The organism is Mesorhizobium sp. M0408, assembly GCF_040321495.1.
Classification (GTDB): domain Bacteria; phylum Pseudomonadota; class Alphaproteobacteria; order Rhizobiales; family Rhizobiaceae; genus Mesorhizobium.
The window spans coordinates 25223-45340 of record NZ_JAMYRO010000001.1 but is presented as its reverse complement, the minus strand read 5'-3'; the positions used below and the strand labels follow the sequence as shown (position 1 = coordinate 45340).

Sequence of the window (20118 nt, the reverse complement as noted above, 5' to 3'; positions counted from 1 at the left end):
CATGCTCTAGAGGCGGTTACCTGTGGCGGCGTCGAAAAGCGAGGCGCGCATCGGGTCGAAACCGATGCCGACCGCCTCGGCGTTGTTTGGCGTGCGCTCGGCTGTCACCCGCACCGTGAAATTCTGGCCGGCGAGCTTCAGCCAGACCAGCGTGTCGGAACCCATGGGCTCGACGACCTCGACATTTGCCGTGGCTGCGAACGGCCATCCCGTGCCGCTGTTGAACGCCACGTGCTCGGGGCGGATGCCGAACACGGCCGGCCCTGGCACCGGGTCCTTCTCGAAAGCATAGGTGGCAAGCGGTATCCGCACATCCTCGGCGACGAAGTGCCAGTCGCCTGCCGCTTGCTCCAGTCTGCCGTCGAGGAAGTTCATTGCCGGCGAGCCGAGGAAGCCGGCGACAAACCGGTTGACCGGCCGGTTATAGATGGTCTGCGGCGCATCGAGCTGCTGGATGACGCCGCCCTTCATCACCGCGATACGGTCGGCCAGCGTCATCGCCTCGATCTGGTCGTGGGTGACGTAGATCATGGTGTTCTCGAGCTTGCGATGCAGCAGCTTGATTTCGACGCGCAATTCCGCGCGCAGCTTGGCGTCGAGGTTGGAGAGCGGTTCGTCGAACAGAAAGACATCGACGTCACGCACAAGTGCGCGCCCGATCGCCACGCGCTGGCGCTGGCCGCCGGACAGCGCCGCCGGCTTGCGATGCAAAAGCGGTTCGATCTGCAGGATCTCGGCGGCCCGGGCGATGCGCTTGGCGATCTCGTCCTTGGCGAGGCCGGCAACGCGCAGCCCGAACGACAGGTTCTTCTCCACCGTCATCTGCGGATAGAGCGCGTAGGACTGGAACACCATGCCGATGCCGCGATCCTTGGGCTCTTCCCAGGTGACGTTCTTGCCCTTGATGAAGATGCGGCCTTCGGAAACGTCGAGCAGCCCGGCAATGCAGTTGAGCAAGGTCGACTTGCCGCAGCCGGACGGGCCGAGCAGCACGATGAATTCGCCTTCGGCAACATCGAGGTTGAGCGTCTGCAGCACCGATATCGCACCGAAATTCAGCGACAGGTTCTGGATCGAGACGCTGGTGCCGTTTGCCGCAATACTGCCGTTTGCGTTCATCGCCATCATCCTTTCACCGCGCCGGCGGCGATGCCGCGCACAAACAATTTTCCGGACAGGAAATAGACGATCAGCGGCACCAGGCCGGTCAGGATGGTGGCTGCCATGTTGACGTTGTATTCCTTCACGCCTTGCACCGAGTTGACGATGTTGTTGAGCTGCACCGTCATCGGATAGGTGTCGGGGCGGGTGTAGACGACGCCGAACAGGAAGTCGTTCCAGATGCCGGTCACCTGCAGGATGATGGCGACGACGAAGATCGGCAGCGACATCGGCAGCATGATGCGGAAATAAATGCCCCAGAAGCCGGCGCCGTCGACACGCGCTGCCCGGAACAGCTCCTCCGGCATGGAGGTAAAGTAGTTGCGGAACAACAGTGTGAGGATCGGCATGCCGAAGATGGAATGGACGATCACCAGCCCGCTGAGGCTGCCGTAGAGGCCGACTTCGCGCAGGATAATGACGATCGGATAGATCATCACCTGATAGGGGATGAAGGCGCCGACGATCAGGATGATGAAGAAAGTGTCGGCACCTTTGAAGCGCCAGTTGGCAAGCGCATAGCCGTTCACCGAGGCGAGCGCGATCGACAGGATCACCGACGGGATGGTGATGCGCACCGAATTCCAGAAGCCACGCGACAGCCCGTCGCAGTTGAGCCCGGTGCAGGCGCTCGACCAGGCCTTGACCCACGGCTCGAAGGTGATCTCCATCGGCGGCGAGAAGATGTTGCCGAGGCGTATCTCGGGCATGCCTTTGAGCGATGTCACCACCATCACGTAGAGCGGCAAAAGATAGTAGAGCGCAACCACGATCAGCGTGCCGTAGAGGAAGATGTTGCGGCGCGAGAATGTGTGGCGCGGCTTCGGCCCGCTCGGCCCGTAGGCTTCGAGCCCGCCGGCGCCGGCAATGGCGGGCAATGAAACGGCTTGGTCAGACACGCTTCTTGCCTCCAAACTCGAGATAGGCCCACGGCACGATGACGATGATCACCGACAGCAGCATCATGGTCGAGGCGGCGAACCCCTGACCGAGGTTCTGGGCGAAGAACATGTAGTCATAGACATATTTGGCCGGGACTTCGGAGGCGATGCCGGGCCCGCCGCTGGTCTGGGCGACAACCAGGTCATAGATCTTGACGATACCGGCAGCGATGATGACGAGCGTGGTGATGAAGACCGGCCGCATCATTGGTATGATGATGAACAGATAGGTCTTCCAGGTCGGTATCCCGTCGACCCGCGCTGCCTTCCAGATATCCTCGTCGATCCCGCGCAGGCCGGCCAGCATCAGGCACATGATGAGCCCGGTGCCTTGCCAGAGAGCGGCGATCAATATGCCGTAGATGACGATGCTGGAATCATAGAGCGGATTGAAGCTGAAGCTCGCCCAGCCGAGGCTGCGCACCACTCCTTGGATCCCGAACTCGGGGTTGAGCAACCACTGCCAGACGAGGCCGGTGACGATGAAGGAGAGGGCGAAGGGATAGAGGAAGATGGTCCGGAACGTGTCCTCGAACCGGATCTTCTGGTCGAGCAGGGCGGCAAGCAGGAAGCCGATCACCAGCGAGAACAGCAGCGACAGCACGCCGTAGATCAGCAGGTTCTCGATCGAGACCAGCCAGCGCGGCACCGACCACAGCCGGTAGTACTGGTCGAGCCCGACGAAATTCAGCCGTGGTAGGAGCTTCGAACTGGTGAAGGAATAAAGCACCGTCCACGCGCTGCCGCCGACAAAGATCACCAGCGCGGTGAGGATCATTGGGATCGAGGCGATTTTCGCATTGAGGTTGCGAAAGAGTTGGCTAGGGCGTTCGCTCTTGCTCATCTGCACAGCCGCGCTGGATCGGGTAAGGGCCGGAGGGTCAAGAGGCCTTGACCCGAGCTCCCGACCCTGCGTTTGCAGGGGCGGGAGTGAGGCGGTCGGTCGATCGCTCAATCGGCCGAACCGACAATGGCGGCGAAGCGCTTCTGCGCATCTTCCACGGTCATGTCCTGCTTGGCGAAGAACTCGGAGAACAGATCCTCCTTCTGCTTCTGCGTATCCTGCGAAAGCAGCTGGTCGGTCCACGGCATGACATTGCCCTTGGCGAGAATTTCGAGCCCCTTCTTCATGCAGTCGTTCGCCGCCTTGAGGTCGACGTCGCCGCGCACCGGCAGCGAACCTTTCTTGAGATTGAAGGCGACCTGTGTCTTGGGATCGAGCAGCGTGTGGGCCAGCACTTCCTGTGCCTTCGATTTTTCGGGATCCTTCAGCAGCGGGAAGTAGAAAGCGTCGCCGCCGGTGGCGATGACCTCGTTGAGACCGAGGCCCGGAAGGCAAGTATAGTCCTTGCCGGCGGTCTGGCCGGCAACCTGGAACTCGCCCTGCGCCCAGTCACCCATGATCTGGCCGCCCGCCTTGCCGGTGATGACCAGATTGGTGGCCTGGTTCCAGTCCTGCACATTGGTGTTCTTGGCCATCTTGCGGGCATCGTCCGCGGCCTTGAAGACCTTGGCGACCTCGGGCCCGGCGGCGAATTCCGCGTCCTTGTCCTTGTAGACCTTGAGGAAGGCGTCGGTGCCGCCGACCGCCGCAAGCAGCACGTCGAAAGCGCCGGAGGCCTGCCAGGGCTGGCCGCCGACCGCGAGCGGCTGGATGCCTGCTTTTTCAAGCGCGGGCGCCGCAGCGACATATTCATTCCAGTTCTTCGGCACCGGCACGCCGGCCTTTTTGAAGGCCGCATTCGACAGCCACAGCCACTGCCAGGAGTGGATATTGACGGGCACGCAATAGATCTTGCCGTCGAGGGTACAGCCGTCGAGCAGGCTCTTCGGCTGCACGATTTCCGTCCACTTTTCCTTGGTGGCGAGATCGGTGAGGTCGCGCATCAGCCCGGCCTGCACCAATTCTTCCGCCTGCCGGCCGTGATTGAACTGGGTCGCGCCCATCGGGTCGCCGCCGGTGATGCGGCTGATCATGATCGGCCGCGCCGTGCCGCCGGAGCCGGCGATGGCGCCGTCAACCCAGTGATTGCCCGTTGCGTCGAAAGCCTTGGCGAGTTCGGCGACCGCTGCCGCCTCGCCGCCGGAGGTCCACCAATGGGTGACTTCCAGATCCGTCGCGGCCGCCGGGCCGGCAAATTGCAGCGCGACCGTCGCAGCCAGCGCAGCAGTCATGAGTTGGTATCGCATTTCGTTCCTCCCAGAATCTGAAACGTTACAGATTTTCGATACGGCAATTGCTTGAGGCGCGCAACCCCTCAGGCGAAGGTGGCATCAAGTTTTTTCGAAGCGCGAATAAAATCGCACGGCGCGTCGGCCTACCGCATCGCAACAAGAGGGGTTGCACTGCAAAATGGAATGCTGCGACGCCAAAAAATCGGAAAAGCCCGTTCCAATCACGGTTTTGCACCGACTGCAGCACCGCTCGTTCTGCATCTGTCACCAGTGATATGGCGATGGTCGTGACAATCTGTAACGTTTCAGTATATAGCGGTTTCATTCGGTGAGGGCCCGCGGCGAACGCGCGGCCGGCCGATTGCCGGCCTGTCCGGCAACTGTTATGCGCCTGACGGGGCGGGATGAATGAACAGGCATCAAAAAGAGAAGGCCGACGAAGCGTCGGGCCAGGGCCGGCCGACACTGAAGACGCTCGCCTTCATGACCGGGCTGGGCGTCACCACCGTGTCGCGCGCGCTGAAGGATGCGCCCGAGATCGGCGCCGAGACCAGGCGGCGCGTCCAGCTTGTCGCCAAGCAGATCGGTTATCGGCCCAACCGTGCCGGCGTCCGCCTGCGCACCGGCAAGACCAATGTCATCAGCCTGGTGCTCAACACCGAGCACGAGATCATGAGCTTTGTCTCGGATATCATCTACGGCGTTTCCGAAGTCATTGCCGACACGCCCTACCATTTGATCGTGACACCCTACTCGCGCTCGCAGGATCCGCTCGACCCGATCCGCTACCTCGTGGAAACCGGTTCAGCCGACGGCGTCATCATTTCGCGCACGCAGCCGAACGATCCGAGGGCCCGTTATATGCTGGAGCGCGGCATCCCCTTTGCCACGCATGGCCGCACCGATATGGGGCTGATCCATCCCTACCATGATTTCGACAATTATGCTTTCGCAGCCGAGGCAGTGCGCCATCTGGCCGGCCTCGGCCGCCGCCGCCTGGCTCTGTTGGCGCCGCCGGTCGAACTGACCTATCACGGCCACACGCTCGCAGGCTTTGCCGATGCGCTGAGCGAGGTCGGCGCCAGCGAGATTCCGTTCAACACCGTTTCGATCGATCATTCGATCGAGCAGATCAGAATGCGGACCGCGCAGCTGATGCGCCGCGAAAGCCGCCCGGACGGTTTCATCAGCAGCGCCGCCGCCGCGACGCTCGCCATCGTCGCCGGCATCGAAGACGCCGGCCTCAAGCTTGGCCGCGATGTCGATGTGGTGTCCAAACAATCGTCGGAGCTTCTGCATCTGTTTCGCAGCGAATTGCTGGTCGTCAACGAGAACTTCCGACTGGCCGGCGCCGAACTCGCCCGCTCGGTGCTGGGCTGGATCGGCGGCGCCGCACCCGGCACCCTGCAAAGCCTGAGCGAACCGGGCGAAGTCCAGGCCTATCGCCGCCCGGCGTGAGCGGGACATGTTCAAAGTGAACTGGCACCCGCTCCATCTATTGTCATAGCCGCATTTCTGCGGCGCCAAGTGGTTCCACTTGGCTGCAAAATGCGCGCTGCCGACTGGCAACCTTGGGGCCGGAAGCGGTCCGGCAGCTAACAGTTAACGCAAGGGAGAAAGCCGCCGCCTGCCGGCGAGTCTCAAGCTCTTGGAAAACCCATCCTCAGGAAGTTACGCTGATGAATCTACTATAACATTGGCGCATGCGAATCGATTTGTCAGATCCGTCGGTCGATGCCTTAGCCGAGATTATCTCGGGCGGCTCGGCCGGCGGCTACGAGCCGTCAATTGGCCTTTACCGGCAGGGGTGGCGGTTGGAGGCTTGGTTCAAGGGCTTTGGGGTACCCTTCGACATCAAAGGCGAGAGCCGTTTACCTGCCACCAAGACGGCCATCCATGGCGCAATGTTCATCGACACAGGCAACGGCGAACTGCTCAAACGGATCATCGAGAGCGCGGCAGACCCGCGCGACTTCATCAAGGAGCCTGAGCGACACACCGCTGTTGTCGAGTACCTCAACAAGCACTTGTTCTACGACGGACTCAAGTTAGAGCCCGCCGGGCGCACAATGCGCCTGGTCGAGATTGTGGAAACTGCCCCGGTTACCAATGAGCTTTCCGCAATGGCCGTCGGCATCGACTTCGATACGGTCAGCCGGGACCTAGATCGTGCGCTTCGAGCGGCCGCCGCAGACCCCGAGTTGGCAGTTACATCGGCTTGCGCAGCCGTCGAGAGCGTCTGCCGCTCTATCCTTGTCGAGCTGGAGCTCGACTTCCCTGCCAAACAGGACATCAGCTCGCTCTATCGCGCAGTACGCGATCCACTTGGTCTGGATCCGATGAAAGAAGGTTTGGCGCCCGAGATCGTCAACGACGTGAAGGCGGTGCTCTCCGGTTTGGTTACTTCGGTGCAGAGCATCGGCTCCCTCCGCACTCACGTCGGCGGCGCCCATGGCAAAGAGAAAGGGTTCCGACGTATCGATGCCCGCATAGCCAAGCTTGCTATCCATTCCGCGTCCGCGATCGCGCTCTTCATCATCGAGACGTGGCAACTGCGCCATCCTGGGCGTGCGCTGCCACTGCGCGACAAGCCGAAAGAAGCGTCATGAGTGAGAAGCCGATAATCCTGAAGTTGATGCCCGATCGCGCGGACGAAGGCCTTCGTGTCGCCTATCATCCGAAAAAGGTCGGTGACTATGAGATCGAGCTCCAACTCAAACCGGAAGCACTGAAAGCGGCGGCGAAAGCCAAGCCCGACTTCGAGGCGCCGACAGAGCCGATCATTCTTGCCCGATACAAGGCCTCGACCCGCACCCTCACCACATATCCGATCAGCACAACCTTCGGGGCCTATTTCCTCGAGCCCAAATACCTCCATCTAGAGACCATCATTCTCGAAGACGTCGACTCACTGGGCGCGATCAAGGACGATGACTACCTCTACTTTGAGGAGTTGCCAGCAGGCATCATCAGGGAGCCCTTGGCCGGCTTCGGCTTGGCTTACGACATGCGATTCATCGCGGAGGCGGCAGAGCGCCAGAGCGGCGTTACCACGCTGCGAATCTCGGACGACAAAGGGGTATCCCGCAAGGGCGACGTGCTTACGATGTCGTACTCGATGTTCGACAAATTTCGTCGCGATATCAACCGTACGCACAAGCGATCCATCGACCTGGCAAACAGGGCGAAGCGCGAGTACCTCGACGCCAATCTCAACATCATGCTTGATCCAGACTTCGAGCTTCCGATCGGCGACGGCACCCGTCGGCCAGTCGCCGACATCCTTGCTGAGACGCTCATCGGCAAGTCTCGATCGCCGGAGGCCGAAGCCAAGGCCGCAGCTCGCACGGTCAAGAAGTCGGTCAGGACGTTGGCAGAGAAAGAGCCGGGGGAGCTGCTCGATTTGTGTCGTGAAATCGAGCTCGTGTCGCTCGAGGAGCTGATCGAGATTTTCGATAAGAAGCTCAGCCAGACCGGTCTGCAAGAGCGTCACTGGCAGGAGTTCTTCAACGCAAACGCTTTTATTCTGCAGCTCGCTTTCAACCTGCCAGCGCTGGCCTTCGGCGACCAGGTCGCGGTCGGTGGCACGAAATTCGATGGTAGCGGCGGCAAGCTGGCTGATTACGCCATCAGGCTCGGACTGTTCGGCAACCTTGCACTGATCGAGATCAAGACGCCCAAGACTGCTTTGCTTGTGAAACGTCCCTACCGCGGTGGCGTATACGCGCCTTCCGAGGAACTGAGCGGTGCGGTTACGCAAGTGCTTGACCAGCGGCACCAGTTGCAGAACGACATCAACAGCAAGAAGATCGCCTCGAAGGCGTACGACGTCTTCACCTACGCGGTGCCCTGCATCGTGATCGCAGGTCAGTCGCCCGCCGCAGACGAAGAGAAGAAGAGCCTCGAGCTTTACCGCAATAACCTGCGCGACGTGATTGTCATCACGTTCGACGAACTGCTCGCCAAGCTGAAAGCGCTCCATGAATTTCTGGCTAAGAAGCCCGAGCCGATGAAGCCTGAGCCACTGAGGCGAAAGCCGGTCGAGTCTAGTGACGATGACCTGTTCTAGTGACGCGGTCCGATATTGCCGCGCACTAACTAACTATAGGGGAGAGGCCGCATCGCGATCTCAACCGTCGGGTAGCATGGTGTTCTTATCACGCGACTGGGCTTGGCAGCCGTTGGCCACTGACTTTCAGCGACCACTTTCCATCCCGTTGCTGACACGCCCTCTTCGAAAAGCAGACTGGCCGCTTTCTGTAGCTTGCGTATCACACGCGAACGGCCGGGATAAGGCGCTAACCCGCCGCCCCACTCCCCCACGGGCCATGGAAAGCGCCCTGCCCATCGATGCGCTCGAAGCCGTGCGCGCCGAAGAAATCGCGCTGCGCCTGGATCAGGTTCGAAGTGCCGCGGCCCTGCCGGTAACTGTCGAAATAGGCAAGTGCAGATGACAGGGCCGGCACCGGCGAGCCGGCTTCGGCCGCCCTTGCGACGACACGGCGAAGCGACGGTTGTGCCTCATGCATCAATGAGACGAAAGCCGGCGCCATCAACAGGTTGGTGGCTGCGCCGCCGCCGCCGAAAGCCTCCGCCATCGTATCCAGCAATTGCGAGCGGATGATGCAGCCGGCCCGCCAGATCTTGGCGATGACCGGCATCGGCAGGTTCCAGTTGAATTCCTTCGACGCGCCGCTCATCACCGCGAATCCTTGCGCGTAGGCGGCGATCTTGCCGGCAAACAGGGCCAGCTCGAGATCGGCGAGCAGGGCGTCCCTGTCTCCGGAAATCTTGCTCACGCCGCCGCCATAGACCTTTTCGGCGGCAAGCCGCTCGTCCTTAATCGACGACAGTACGCGTGCCGCCACAGCCGCCTCGATCGCGGTGGCGGGGATGCCTAGCTGCTGCGCCTCGATCACCGACCATTTGCCGGTGCCTTTCTGGCCGGCGCGGTCGAGGATGATGTCGACCACCGGTTTGCCGGTCTTGGGATCGTCGGCGGCCAGCACCTTGGCGGTGATCTCGATCAGGTACGAATTGAGCCTGCCCGTGTTCCACTGGGAAAACACCTCAGCGATCTCTTTCGGCCCCATGCCGAGCCCGTCGCGCAATATGCCGTAGATCTCGGCGATCATCTGCATGTCGGCATATTCGATGCCGTTGTGGATGGTCTTGACGAAATGGCCGGCGCCGTCGGTGCCAAGCCACGCCGCGCAAGGCTCGCCCTTGAACTTGGCCGAGATCGCGGTCAGCACCTTTTCGACGCGCTTCCAGGACTCTTCGGTGCCGCCGACCATGATAGAGGGACCGTGGCGTGCGCCCTCCTCGCCGCCGGACACGCCCATGCCGATGAAGGTCAGGCCCGAATCGGTAAGCTCGGAGAAGCGCCGCATCGTATCGCGGAAATTGGCATTGCCGGCGTCGATGACGATATCGTTGGCCGACAGCACGCCGCGCAATGCCGCGATCTGCTCGTCGACCGGCTTGCCGGCCAGCACCATGATGATGATCGGCCGCGGCGGCCGGATCGCGGCGGCCAGTTCTTCGAGGCTGTAGCAGGGCACCACCCTATCCCGAAGCGCGCCGGCATTTTCGACAAAGGCATCGGTGCGCGCCGCGGTGCGATTGAAGACGGCGATGCGGTGCCCCTTCTCGGCGATATTGAGCGCCAGGTTGGAGCCCATCGTGCCAAGGCCGATCAGGCCTATTTCGGCTTTTTCCATCGTTTCTTCCCTGCTTTCGGATCTTGTTGGTTTGAGCCCGCGATTGGGTTGGACGCCCATTCTTGATGGCGATGATTGACGGGGGTTCGCGGCCGCGTCAACCGCCTCGCCGAATTGTGTTGCGCGGACCAGCACCGTCTTCACGGCCTGATGTCGATCGGCGCCTCTATCTTCACCATCTCGAAATCCGAGACCAGGATATCGAGCCGCGCCGTCCACCGGCCGGCGACCGGAATGACGAGATCGTCGACGCGCCAGGTGCCGTCGCCGGGATTCGTCGCCGGGCGTTTGATGGGCTCGATGCCGGAATCGGGCTTTGACAGCACCAGCGTTACCTGCTTGGCGTCGAGCGGGCCGAAATCGCCGGTCATGATGAAGATCGAAGCGGCAACAGGTCCGGTGTGCCCGGGCACAATGCTGACATCGGCCATCGCTTGCAGCGTGTGGATATGCACCGATGCCGGCTGTGCCGCGGCGATCGCCAGCGCCCGCGGCGGCGGCGTGAAGCGCCAGCCGGCGGCAACGCCGAAGATCGCCAGCACGATCAGCAGCTCGATAAAGATCGAGCGGGCCAGCCGCCGCTGGACTTCCGTTTCGCCCGCCTCAGCCAGGGCCGTAAGCTTGAAGCGATTGACGGCGGCGAGCGTGAACAGAAAGACGAGCAGCACCAGCTTGAGCAGCAGCAGCCGGCCGTAAGCGGTATGGACCAGCGCCGACGTCGTTTGCACCTGGATGACGGCGAGCACGATGCCGGCTGCCGCAAGCACCGCCACGACGAACAGGATCGCTCGTGAAAACCGGCGCAGCAACGGCCCGGCTTTGTCCGACTGCCGTTTCAAGGCAAGGCCGAGCGGCGCCAGCGCCCCGGCCCAGACGGCGATACCAGTGGCGTGCAGAAACACCATCGGCCGGGTCAGCCATTGCCGTTCGGCGGCACTGGCATGCCCGCTGGCGGCAAGTGCTGCGCCAACGCCAACCAGTCCGGCCAAGGCCAGCGGCTTTGCGTCGGCGGGCGGCACGAGCAGCGATAGCAGGCCAAGGCCGAGCGCCATCAGCGCGATCAGCACCGTCCAGCCGAAGCTGGTGCCAAGCCCGGTCTGCCAGATGACCGGCTGCGCCAGCCGGGCAAGCGGCGCGCCGAGTGCATCCAGCCCCTGGAAACCGAGCGACAAGAGTGCGGCGGCCAGCCCGCACAGGATCGCGGCGACGACAAGGTTCTGGCCGGATCGACCGCCTTGCGCCAGCCAGGCCTGCGCAAAGGCACCGCCGACGCCGAAAAACAGGCCGATGTATAGAAAAACCTTGCCGATCCAGATCGCCGTTCGAAGCGCCCGGTCGACAGCTTCGGAGGCGGCCGGCGCAGCACTCGGCGCACCGACCGAAAACAGCACCGAGCCGCCGACCGGATGCCCGTCGGCGGAGATTACCCGCCAGCTCAGCACATGCGTGCCCGACGTCAGCGCCTGCGGATTGTCGATCTCGACGGTCTGGCCGCTGAGCCGGAAGGAGGTCAGCGGGATCGACGTGCCGTCGGGCCGCACCAGCGTCAGCACCAGCGGCGAAACCGGCTCGCTGAAGGTCAGCGACATCTGCGACGGGCTCTGCGCCAGCACCGCACCGTCAGCCGGCTCGGCCTTGATCAGCGCCGCATGGGCGAAGGCTGCGTTTGGCGCGACAATGGTGGCAAGCAGCACAATCGCAGCCAGCAGGCCGATGGCAAGCCGGCCGGTTGTGCAGGCCGTTCGCACGATGGATGCCGCGCTCATGTCACCGCCACAAAGACAGCGGCGCGCTCTTTCGGATAGAGCGCGCCGCGTAAGGATCACGTCTTCGGCAGCAGCTTGAGGCCGGGCGCCGGAAATTCCAGCGCGTCCTCAGCCTGCCCGGCCGCCGGAATCTCGATCCAGCGATCTGCAATGCCGTCACATTCCTGCACCACCGGGAAATGCAGCATCTGGCCTGCCGGCAGATCCGCCGCCAGTGTCGCGCGAAAGACGAATTCGTCGTAGAATTCGTCCGGCAGGCTGCCGGCGCTCCAGTCGATCTCCTTGACGCCGCTGGTCACTGCTTGGCCGTAGAGCTGGTAGGACTTTTCGTATTTGCCGTTCTTGACCTGCAGTGTCCAACCCGGCTTCGGCATCGGTTTGACCGAGAGCACCCCTTCCGGGATCTGCACGCGCAGCGCGGTCGTCGCCTTGCCCTCGCAGCCATGCGGCACCCGAAGAACCGCCTTGTAGGTCGAGCCCACCGCCGCCTCCGGCGTTTCGAGCGTGATGTGGGCAAAGGCCGCGCTGGTCCCGAGGACAAGAAGCACGCAGCCGGGCAAAAGAGATTTCTTCATGACGCTACCTCTCGAAGCGGCCAAGTCAGTCGTCGTCCTGGGGCGCCGCGCTGCCGATGCCTTGCACGGCGAATTCAATCTGCACGGGCCCGGCTTTCTCGAAGGTCAATGTGGCGGAGAACATTTCGCCATCCTTGGGCTGCCGCTTCAAATCCATGAACATCAAATGATAGCCGTTGGGCGCCAATGCGACCTTGCCGCCAGCCGGGATTTCGAGGCCGCCGGTGACCGGCCGCATCGTCATGACGCCATTGCTGACGCCCATCTCGTGCAGTTCGGCCTTGGCCGAAATGTCGGAGGTGATCGACAGCAGGCGATCCGCCGCACTGCCTGTGTTGGTGATGGTGAAGTAGCCGCCGGCCACCTTGGCGCCGGCTGGCGTGGCGCGCGACCAGGGGTGCCCGATCTCGAGATCGCCAAGCTTGAACTCGTGTGCCAACACCGTCTGGGCGCTGGCGAACAGGAGGGTAAGAACGCAAAGCGCGACGCCGAGACGCTGCTCGAAACTACCCAGTGAGAAGCGCCTGCGGCTGGATGCGGCAGCGCGAAAAGAGTGAGACATGATTGCTCCGTGGACTTAGGGGATCGCGCCGATGGCCGGTCGCGAACGATGTCGATAAACGCGCCGGCAAAGCGTTGCGCGGCGCGAACCAGAACGGATCAGGCCGTCGCCGGTGGTGCGCGCGGATTGGACGGAGTGCGGGCGCGGGCGAAATCGCGATGCCGGAAGGCCGGCAGGATAAAGGCGATGGTTTCGACGGAAAGGCTGCGAGCCAGGCTCCCGGCCGCATCGGGTGGCGCGTAGACCGCCGAAACGAGGTTGCAGCCAAGCATGCAGCAAGCCGGCATGTGCTGCTGATGCGGATCGCCGGCGGGGAGTTGCGCCGCACCGTCATGGGTGCAGATCGTGTTGCCGAAAGCATCGAATTGCGAGGCTTTCGGCGCGACGCCGGACGCAAACGCGCCGAACATCGACTGGAGCATGAAAAGCCACGCCGCGGCGAACGCGACCGGCATGCTCCATCGTCTCCGGCGTATGGTCAAGAACCAGCCTCTTCACGCAGCAACGTCAGCTCTCTAGCACGGAGCCGGCGGCCGAAAAATCCCAAAACGTTGCTGCGGCAACGCAACACAATCACGCGCGTTGCGGCTGCCTGCCCTCGGGAATGGACGTCAGCAGCGTGTGGCGGGCCGATTTCAGGTGCTTGCGGCAGGCGGCGTCGACCTTGGCGAGATCGCGCGATTTGAGCGCGGCGATATAGGCGAGATGCTCCTGGACCGCGACTTCGTTGCGCTCGCGCTCCTGCGCCTTGTTCCACTGGTAGTGGTAGTGGAAGATCATGGCGATGACGTCGTAGAAATCGACGATGAAGCGGTTGTGCGACGCCCGATGGATCAGCCGGTGAAAGCGCTCGTCAAGCTCGGAGAATTCGTTGAAGCGCACGGCGATCTCGCGCTCCAGCCGGTGATGCTCGTCTTCCAGGCGGTCGAGGTCGGCCCACACCGGGCTGTCCTCGGGCAGAGCGGCAAAGGCTGCGGCCGAGCGCAGTTCGAACATCTCGCGGATTTCGGTCAGCTCCAGCGCGAAGGCGCGGGTAAAGCCTTTCAGCACCCAGTGGCTGTTGCGGCGCTTCTCGATCAGCCCGAAGCGCGAGAAGCGGATCAGGAATTCGCGCACGCTGGTGGTGCCGACGCCGATCTCGCGCGCCAGTTCGAGCTCGTTGATCTGCATGCCTGCTTCGGCACCGCTGGCAAGCAGCCGCCGCATGAAGGAGCGCTCGATGATCTCGGCCAGCGTGTCGGTTTCTTCCTCGGGGAAGAAATCGTCCGGTCGCGGTTCGCGCAGGACCGTCTTGCTGCGCTTGTTCCAGTCGATCAGCCCGGTTTCTTCCATGCGCGCAAGGATAGTGCGGACCGTCGTGCGGCTGACGCCGAGCAGCGTACCCAGCTCCGGCTCCGAAGGCAGGCTCCTGGTTTCGTCGAGCAGCCTCAGACCGCGATTATAGGCGTCCTTGTAAACGTTGTTGCTCTTCGACATCCCCTGCCCCGTGGCGCATCGGCGTTTGCGGCCAGTGTGAAGCGTTTCTCGCGCATGAAACCGGTACCTTTTCGGAAAACATCATGCGCAACGCTAGTTTTGGTTGTAGAGCCTGCTTCTCGCATCCAAAAGACGCGTCGCGCTCTGGCGAAAAAACAATTGACGCAAAAATGTTTTTTCACGATAAAAGACATTATATGTTAAGAGCCGCGTGTCAATCCGCTCGCGCACCCAGGAACACACCCAGGAAGCTCCCGTGAACGCCGCAAACAGCATTCTTCTGTCTCCCGCCGACAATGTCGCGGTCGCCAATGGCCGCATCGAGATCGGCACCGTGCTGCCGGGCGGCGCCGTCGCCGCCGCAGTGATCGAGCCGGGCCACAAAGTGGCGATCAAGCCGATTGCGGCCGGCGAAGCCGTGGTCAAATACGCCCAGGCGATCGGCCGCGCCACGCAAGACATCGCGCCCGGCGAGCATGTCCATTCGCACAATCTGGTCTTCGAAAGCGGGCGTTTGCCGGTGGTGCCGCCGAGCGAGGCAGTGCATGCGACCGAGGCCGACCGCGCCCGCACCTTCATGGGCTACCGCCGCGCCGACGGCCGCGCCGGCACGCGCAACTTCATCGGCATTCTCGCCAGCGTCAATTGCTCGGCCACCGTCTGCCACGCCATCGCTGACGCGGCGAACCGCACGCTTCTGCCGCAATATCCCGGCATCGACGGCTTCGTCCCGATCGTCCACGGCCAGGGCTGCGGCATGAGCGCCACCGGCGACGGCATGATGGTGCTACACCGCACGCTGGCCGGCTACGCCCGTCATCCGAATTTTGGTGGTGTGCTGATGGTCGGGCTCGGCTGCGAGGTCAACCAGCTCACCCTCTACGGCCAGAAGGGCGTTGCCGCGGGAAAACGCCATTTCAACATCCAGGAAGCCGGCGGCTCGCGCAAATCGGTCGAGAAGGCGCTGATCGTGCTGGCCGAGATCGCCGAGGAGGTCGGCAAGCTTCAGCGTGAGCCGATCCCGGTCAGCGAGATCGTCGTCGGCCTGCAATGCGGCGGCTCCGACGGCATGTCCGGCATCACCGCCAATCCGGCGCTGGGTGCCGCGGTCGACATTTTGGCCGGCGTCGGCGGTGTCGGCATCCTCTCCGAGACGACGGAGATCTACGGCGCCGAGCACCTGCTTGCCTATCGCGCCGCCACCCCCGAGATCGCCGCCAAGCTCGACGGCTACGTGAAATGGTGGGAAGACCATGTCGCCAAGCATGGCGCTTCCATCGACAACAACCCATCGCCGGGCAATAAGCGTGGCGGCCTGACCACCATCCTGGAAAAGTCGCTCGGCGCGGTCGCCAAGGGCGGCCAGACGCCGCTCAACGGCGTCTTCGGCTATGCCGAAAAGGTCATCGGGCACGGGCTGGTGTTCATGGACACGCCCGGCTACGACCCGGTCTCGGCCACCGGCCAGGTGGCGGGCGGCGCCAACGTCATCGTCTTCACCACAGGCCGCGGCTCCTGCTTCGGCTGCCGGCCGACGCCGTCGATTAAGGTCGCCAGCAACTCGACCATGTATCACACGATGGAAGAGGACATGGACGTGAATTGCGGCGTCATCGCCTCGGGCGAAAAGACCATCGCCGGCATGGGCCGCGAGATCTTCGAACTGATCGTCGAGACGGCTTCGGGCCGCAAGACCAAGAGCGAAGAGTTCGGCTACGGCGACAACGAGTTCGTGCCTTGGCATCTCGGAGCGACGCTCTAAGCCGGACATGCGCAATAGTCGCGAACACCGGACGTGATCGCCAGGCGTCACAGTTCCAACGCTCCCGAAAAAGAATGAACATTCCATATTGACTGGATGATGGAATTAATATTCCATGCGACATATTGGAGGAGATTGGCAGCGGAGTTCCGAGGGAGCAAGCTTTCCCGCCCAGCCATTCGAGCGGCCATCAAACATCGCTTGCGCCGACCGAGGTGATGCACTATCAAAATGCGGTAAATGTTTTTTATTGATAAAGTTCCGTTTGGGCCGCGCCATCCGAATGGAGCTTCCGTAACATTCACCGGGCGACTTAGGGAGGACTCCTAATGAAATTCGTGACCAGCATTCTCAATCGCCGCGCCTTCGTGGCTCTCGCAGCCGCCTCGATGCTTGCCGGCGTGATGCATTCGGCGCCGGCATCCGCGGCCGACGCGACCATTCCGATCATCGTCAAGGACACCACGTCCTTCTACTGGCAGATCGTTCTGGCCGGCGCCCGCAAGGCCGGCAAGGATCTCGGCGTCAACGTGCCGGAGCTCGGCGCCCAGGCCGAGACCGACGTCAACGGCCAGATCTCGATCCTCGAAAATGCCGTCGCCGGCAACCCGGCGGCCGTCGTCATTGCGCCGACCGAAGCCAAGGCGCTCGGCAAGCCGATCGACGAGGCCGCCACCAAGGTCAAGATCATCGGCATCGACTCCGGTGCCGACTCCAAGGCCTTCACCTCGTTCCTGACCACCGACAACATCCAGGGCGGCCGCGTCGCCGCTGACGGCCTTGCCGCAGCCATCGGCGAAGCCAATGGCGGCAAGGTCGAGGGCGACGTCGCCCTGATCACCGCGCTTCCGGGTGCCGGCTCGCTCGAACAGCGCGCCCAGGGTTTCAAGGAACAGCTCGCCGCCAAATATCCCGGCCTCAAGCTGGTCGCCGACAAATACGCCGACGGCCAGGCCACCACCGGCCTCAACATCGCCACCGACCTGATCACCGCCAACCCCAACCTCAAGGGCATCTTCGCCTCCAACCTGATCATGGCGCAGGGCGTCGGTCAGGCGATCGCCGAGAACAGTCTTGCCGGCAAGGTCGGGCTGGTCGGTTTCGACAGCGACGAGAAGCTGATCAAGTTCCTCAATGACGGCGTCATTTCGGCTCTCGTCGTTCAGGATCCGTACCGGATGGGCTATGACGGCATCAAGACGGCGCTCGCCGCCTCGAAGGGCGAGAAGGTCGAGGCCAATGTCGATACCGGCGCCAATTTGGTTACCAAGGCCAACATGAAGGATCCGAAGATCGACGCGCTGCTCAACCCGAAGCTCGACTGAGCATAGCCGCAAGTGAACTGTTTCCGGGGCCTTTCGCCCCGGAAACATCCCACTCGTGCCAATCGCGAGGCCAATCTTTGGGGGCCAATCTGGGAGGATTGTCATGATGTCGACGGCGCAGGAACTCCATCCGGCCCCAACGCTGGAACCGGGCAGGACCATCCTCGAACTCCGCGGGCTGGAAAAGCGCTATCCCGGCACCCATGCGCTGAAGCCGGTCGATCTCGCCTTCAAGGCCGGCGAGATCCACGCCATCGTTGGCGAGAACGGCGCCGGCAAATCCACCCTGATCAAGCTTCTTACCGGCGTCATGCCGCGCACCTCCGGCGACGTCATCTGGGAGGGCAAGCCTGCCGCATTGGCAACGCCGCATGAGGCGATGGCGCTCGGCATCAATGCCGTGCATCAGGAAGTCGTCCTGTGCCGCCATCTCACCGTCGCCGCCAACATGTTCCTCGGCGAAGAGGATTCCCGCTTCGGCATCCTGCAGCAGCGGGCGATGATCAGGCAGGCGCAGAAGATCATCGACGATCTCGGCTTCGACCTGCCGGCGCATGTCATGCTGGGTGACCTGACCATCGGCCAGCAGCAGTTGATCGCCGCCGCCCGCGCCACCGTGCGCGGCACCAAATTCCTGATCTTCGACGAGCCGACCGCCTATCTTACCCGCAAGGAGGCCGACCAGCTGTTCACGCTGATCCGCCGGCTGAAGGGCGAAGGCGTCACCATCATCTACATCAGCCATCGCATGGAAGAAGTGTTCGAGCTCGCCGACCGCGTCTCGGTGCTGCGCGACGGCACGCTGGTCGGCACCAGGAACATTGCCGAGACCAATGACGCCGAGCTGGTCAAGATGATGATCAACCGCTCGATCGAGCAGGTCTACCACAAGGAGCATTTCACCCCCGGCGCGACCATCGTCGAAACCAGGAACCTGTCCGGCAAGGGTTTCGAAAATGTCTCGATGTCCGTCCGTGCCGGCGAGATCGTCGGCCTCTATGGCCTGATCGGCGCCGGGCGCAGCGAGTTCGTCACCACGCTCTATGGCCGGCACCGCAAATCGGCCGGCCAGATCCTGTGGGAGGGCAAGGAGGTCAAGGTCAATTCCGAACATGACGCGATCAGGCTCGGCATGGCGCTGGCCCCGGAAAGCCGCCGCGACCAGGGCCTCTGCCTCAACCTGCCGGTCGGACTCAACCTCAATCTGCCGATCTACAAGCGCATCTCGAGCAATCTGCTGATCTCCCGCGCGCAGGAAAAGGCGCAAGCCGATCGCCAGATCGCCGACCTGCGCATCAAGACGCCGACGCGCGGCGCGCTGGCCTCCAGCCTGTCCGGCGGCAACCAGCAGAAGATCGTCATCGGCAAATGGCTCGCCCACGGCGCCAAGCTATTCATCTTCGATGAGCCGACTGTCGGCGTCGATGTCGGCACCAAGGCCGAGATCTACCGCCTGTTCGGCGCGCTGTTGTCCAAGGGAGCCGGCATCATCCTGATCTCGTCCTACCTGCCCGAGGTCTATGAGCTCGCCGACACGCTGCACGTGTTCCGGCGCGGCAAGCTGGTGGCCACGCATGGGTTTCGTACCGCTGATCACGAGGAGATCCTCACCCAGGCGCTGGCCGAGAAACAAGAAAGACCGGGAGGGAAGATATGAGCACCGAGGCGATCGCTGCCGAAAGGCCGAAACGCAACTACAACGCCCTGTTCGGGCTGACACTGCTGGCGCTGCTGGTTCTTTTATGGATCATCCTGTCGGTGGCCACGCCGAGCTTCGCCTCCGCCAACAACATCTCCAACCTGTTACGGCAAGGGTCGATGATCGCCATCCTGGCGGTCGGCCAGACCTTCGTCATCATCACCGGCGGCATCGACCTTTCCGTCGGCGCCGTGGTCGGCTTCGCCACCGTCATCGTCGCGATGCTGATCAACGCCGGCACACCGGTTTTCCTCGCCATCCTGATCACCTTGCTGGTCGGCGTCGCCATCGGCATGTTCCATGGGTTCGGCATCGTCAAGATGGGCCTGCCGCCCTTCATCATCACCCTGGCAACGCTGACCTCGCTGCGCGGCATCGGTCTGTTGATGACCAATGGCAACTCGATCTCGATCAACAACGACGCCTTCCAGACGTTCTCGCGCAGTTCCTTCGCCGGCGTCCCCAATCTGTTCTGGATGGTGATCCTGGTCGGCATCCCAGCCTACATCTTCCTGCACCACAGCCGCTGGGGCCGCTATCTGTTCTCGGTCGGCTCCAACGCCGAGGCGTCGCGCCTGTCAGGCGTCAACGTCCAGCGCACCATCTACATGGCCTACACGCTGTCGGGCCTGTGTGCGGCCTTCGTCGGCGTGCTGCTTGCCTCGCGCATCGGCATCGGCAATCCGACACAGGCCGAGGGCTGGGAATTGCAGGCGATCGCCTCCTCGGTGATCGGCGGCACCTCGCTGTTCGGCGCTGTCGGCTCCGTGCACGGACCGCTGCTCGGCGCCTTCATCCTTGCCACCATCAACAACGGCGCCAATCTGCTCAACGTCAACGCCTTCTGGCAGCGCATCATCACCGGCGTGCTGATCATCGTCATCGTCTATTTCGACGGGCTGCGCCGCCGCGGCAAATAGACTGCCTCCCAATAACCGCCGGCCTCGCGACAG

Annotated in this window: 17 protein-coding genes; 7 read left to right on the top strand and 10 right to left on the bottom strand. The window is 62.7% G+C overall.

Annotation, left to right across the window (positions count from 1 at the left end; genetic code table 11):
* Window positions 1–6: 6 nt before the first annotated feature.
* The 4 genes from NKI67_RS00220 to NKI67_RS00205 all read right to left on the bottom strand — a co-directional run bounded on the left by NKI67_RS00220 (window position 7) and on the right by NKI67_RS00205 (window position 4292).
* Window positions 7–1119 (bottom strand): ABC transporter ATP-binding protein, encoded by a 1113-nt coding sequence (locus tag NKI67_RS00220; protein WP_352448362.1) that lies wholly within the window; start codon window positions 1117–1119, stop codon window positions 7–9.
* A 5-nt stretch (window positions 1120–1124) separates the two neighbouring features.
* On the bottom strand, window positions 1125–2060 hold the full coding sequence (locus NKI67_RS00215) for a carbohydrate ABC transporter permease (RefSeq protein WP_352644084.1): 936 nt from the start codon (window positions 2058–2060) through the stop codon (window positions 1125–1127).
* Window positions 2053–2946 carry a carbohydrate ABC transporter permease gene (locus tag NKI67_RS00210; RefSeq protein ID WP_352644083.1) on the bottom strand — a complete coding sequence of 298 codons (894 nt, stop codon included), beginning with the start codon at window positions 2944–2946 and terminating at the stop codon, window positions 2053–2055. Before NKI67_RS00210 ends, NKI67_RS00215 begins: the two co-directional genes overlap by 8 nt.
* Before the next feature lie 107 nt (window positions 2947–3053).
* The gene (locus tag NKI67_RS00205) at window positions 3054–4292 is read right to left on the bottom strand and encodes an ABC transporter substrate-binding protein (RefSeq protein WP_352506635.1); all 1239 of its coding nucleotides are present in this window, start codon (window positions 4290–4292) and stop codon (window positions 3054–3056) included.
* 393 nt (window positions 4293–4685) lie between these two features.
* On the opposite strand from NKI67_RS00205, the gene NKI67_RS00200 reads away from it, so the two are divergent.
* The 3 genes from NKI67_RS00200 (at window position 4686) to NKI67_RS00190 (ending at window position 8346) form a co-directional block, all read left to right on the top strand.
* On the top strand, window positions 4686–5735 hold the full coding sequence (locus NKI67_RS00200; protein WP_352644082.1) for a LacI family transcriptional regulator: 1050 nt from the start codon (window positions 4686–4688) through the stop codon (window positions 5733–5735).
* 245 nt (window positions 5736–5980) lie between these two features.
* Window positions 5981–6886, top strand: coding sequence for an abortive infection family protein (locus NKI67_RS00195; RefSeq protein WP_352644081.1), 906 nt, complete (start codon window positions 5981–5983; stop codon window positions 6884–6886).
* Complete coding sequence (locus tag NKI67_RS00190) at window positions 6883–8346, top strand: Shedu immune nuclease family protein (RefSeq protein ID WP_352644080.1); 1464 nt, start codon at window positions 6883–6885, stop codon at window positions 8344–8346. Before NKI67_RS00195 ends, NKI67_RS00190 begins: the two co-directional genes overlap by 4 nt.
* A 229-nt stretch (window positions 8347–8575) precedes the next feature.
* Here the strand turns inward: NKI67_RS00190 and gnd are convergent, their stop codons facing one another.
* From gnd to NKI67_RS00160, 6 genes are all read right to left on the bottom strand, one after another.
* Window positions 8576–10000, bottom strand: a complete 1425-nt coding sequence (gnd, locus tag NKI67_RS00185; RefSeq protein WP_352644079.1) for an NADP-dependent phosphogluconate dehydrogenase — start codon at window positions 9998–10000, stop codon at window positions 8576–8578.
* 140 nt (window positions 10001–10140) lie between these two features.
* The gene (locus NKI67_RS00180) at window positions 10141–11766 is read right to left on the bottom strand and encodes a copper resistance CopC/CopD family protein (protein WP_352644078.1); all 1626 of its coding nucleotides are present in this window, start codon (window positions 11764–11766) and stop codon (window positions 10141–10143) included.
* Window positions 11767–11822: 56 nt separating this feature from the next.
* Window positions 11823–12341, bottom strand: coding sequence for a YcnI family copper-binding membrane protein (locus NKI67_RS00175; protein WP_352644077.1), 519 nt, complete (start codon window positions 12339–12341; stop codon window positions 11823–11825).
* 25 nt (window positions 12342–12366) lie between these two features.
* Window positions 12367–12903 (bottom strand): copper chaperone PCu(A)C, encoded by a 537-nt coding sequence (locus NKI67_RS00170; RefSeq protein WP_352644076.1) that lies wholly within the window; start codon window positions 12901–12903, stop codon window positions 12367–12369.
* Window positions 12904–13001: 98 nt separating this feature from the next.
* Window positions 13002–13358, bottom strand: a complete 357-nt coding sequence (locus NKI67_RS00165; protein WP_352644075.1) for a DUF2946 family protein — start codon at window positions 13356–13358, stop codon at window positions 13002–13004.
* A 118-nt stretch (window positions 13359–13476) separates the two neighbouring features.
* Window positions 13477–14379, bottom strand: coding sequence for a GntR family transcriptional regulator (locus NKI67_RS00160; RefSeq protein WP_352448373.1), 903 nt, complete (start codon window positions 14377–14379; stop codon window positions 13477–13479).
* Window positions 14380–14635: 256 nt separating this feature from the next.
* Here NKI67_RS00160 and NKI67_RS00155 point away from each other — a divergent pair, with 256 nt between their 5' ends.
* From NKI67_RS00155 to NKI67_RS00140, 4 genes are all read left to right on the top strand, one after another.
* Entirely contained in the window at window positions 14636–16141 is a 1506-nt protein-coding gene (locus NKI67_RS00155) for a UxaA family hydrolase (RefSeq protein ID WP_352568273.1), read from the top strand.
* Window positions 16142–16470: 329 nt separating this feature from the next.
* Entirely contained in the window at window positions 16471–17466 is a 996-nt protein-coding gene (locus tag NKI67_RS00150) for an ABC transporter substrate-binding protein (RefSeq protein ID WP_023675208.1), read from the top strand.
* Window positions 17467–17569: 103 nt separating this feature from the next.
* Window positions 17570–19123 carry a sugar ABC transporter ATP-binding protein gene (locus tag NKI67_RS00145; protein WP_023675207.1) on the top strand — a complete coding sequence of 518 codons (1554 nt, stop codon included), beginning with the start codon at window positions 17570–17572 and terminating at the stop codon, window positions 19121–19123.
* The gene (locus tag NKI67_RS00140) at window positions 19120–20085 is read left to right on the top strand and encodes an ABC transporter permease (RefSeq protein ID WP_352448376.1); all 966 of its coding nucleotides are present in this window, start codon (window positions 19120–19122) and stop codon (window positions 20083–20085) included. Before NKI67_RS00145 ends, NKI67_RS00140 begins: the two co-directional genes overlap by 4 nt.
* Window positions 20086–20118 lie beyond the last annotated feature (33 nt).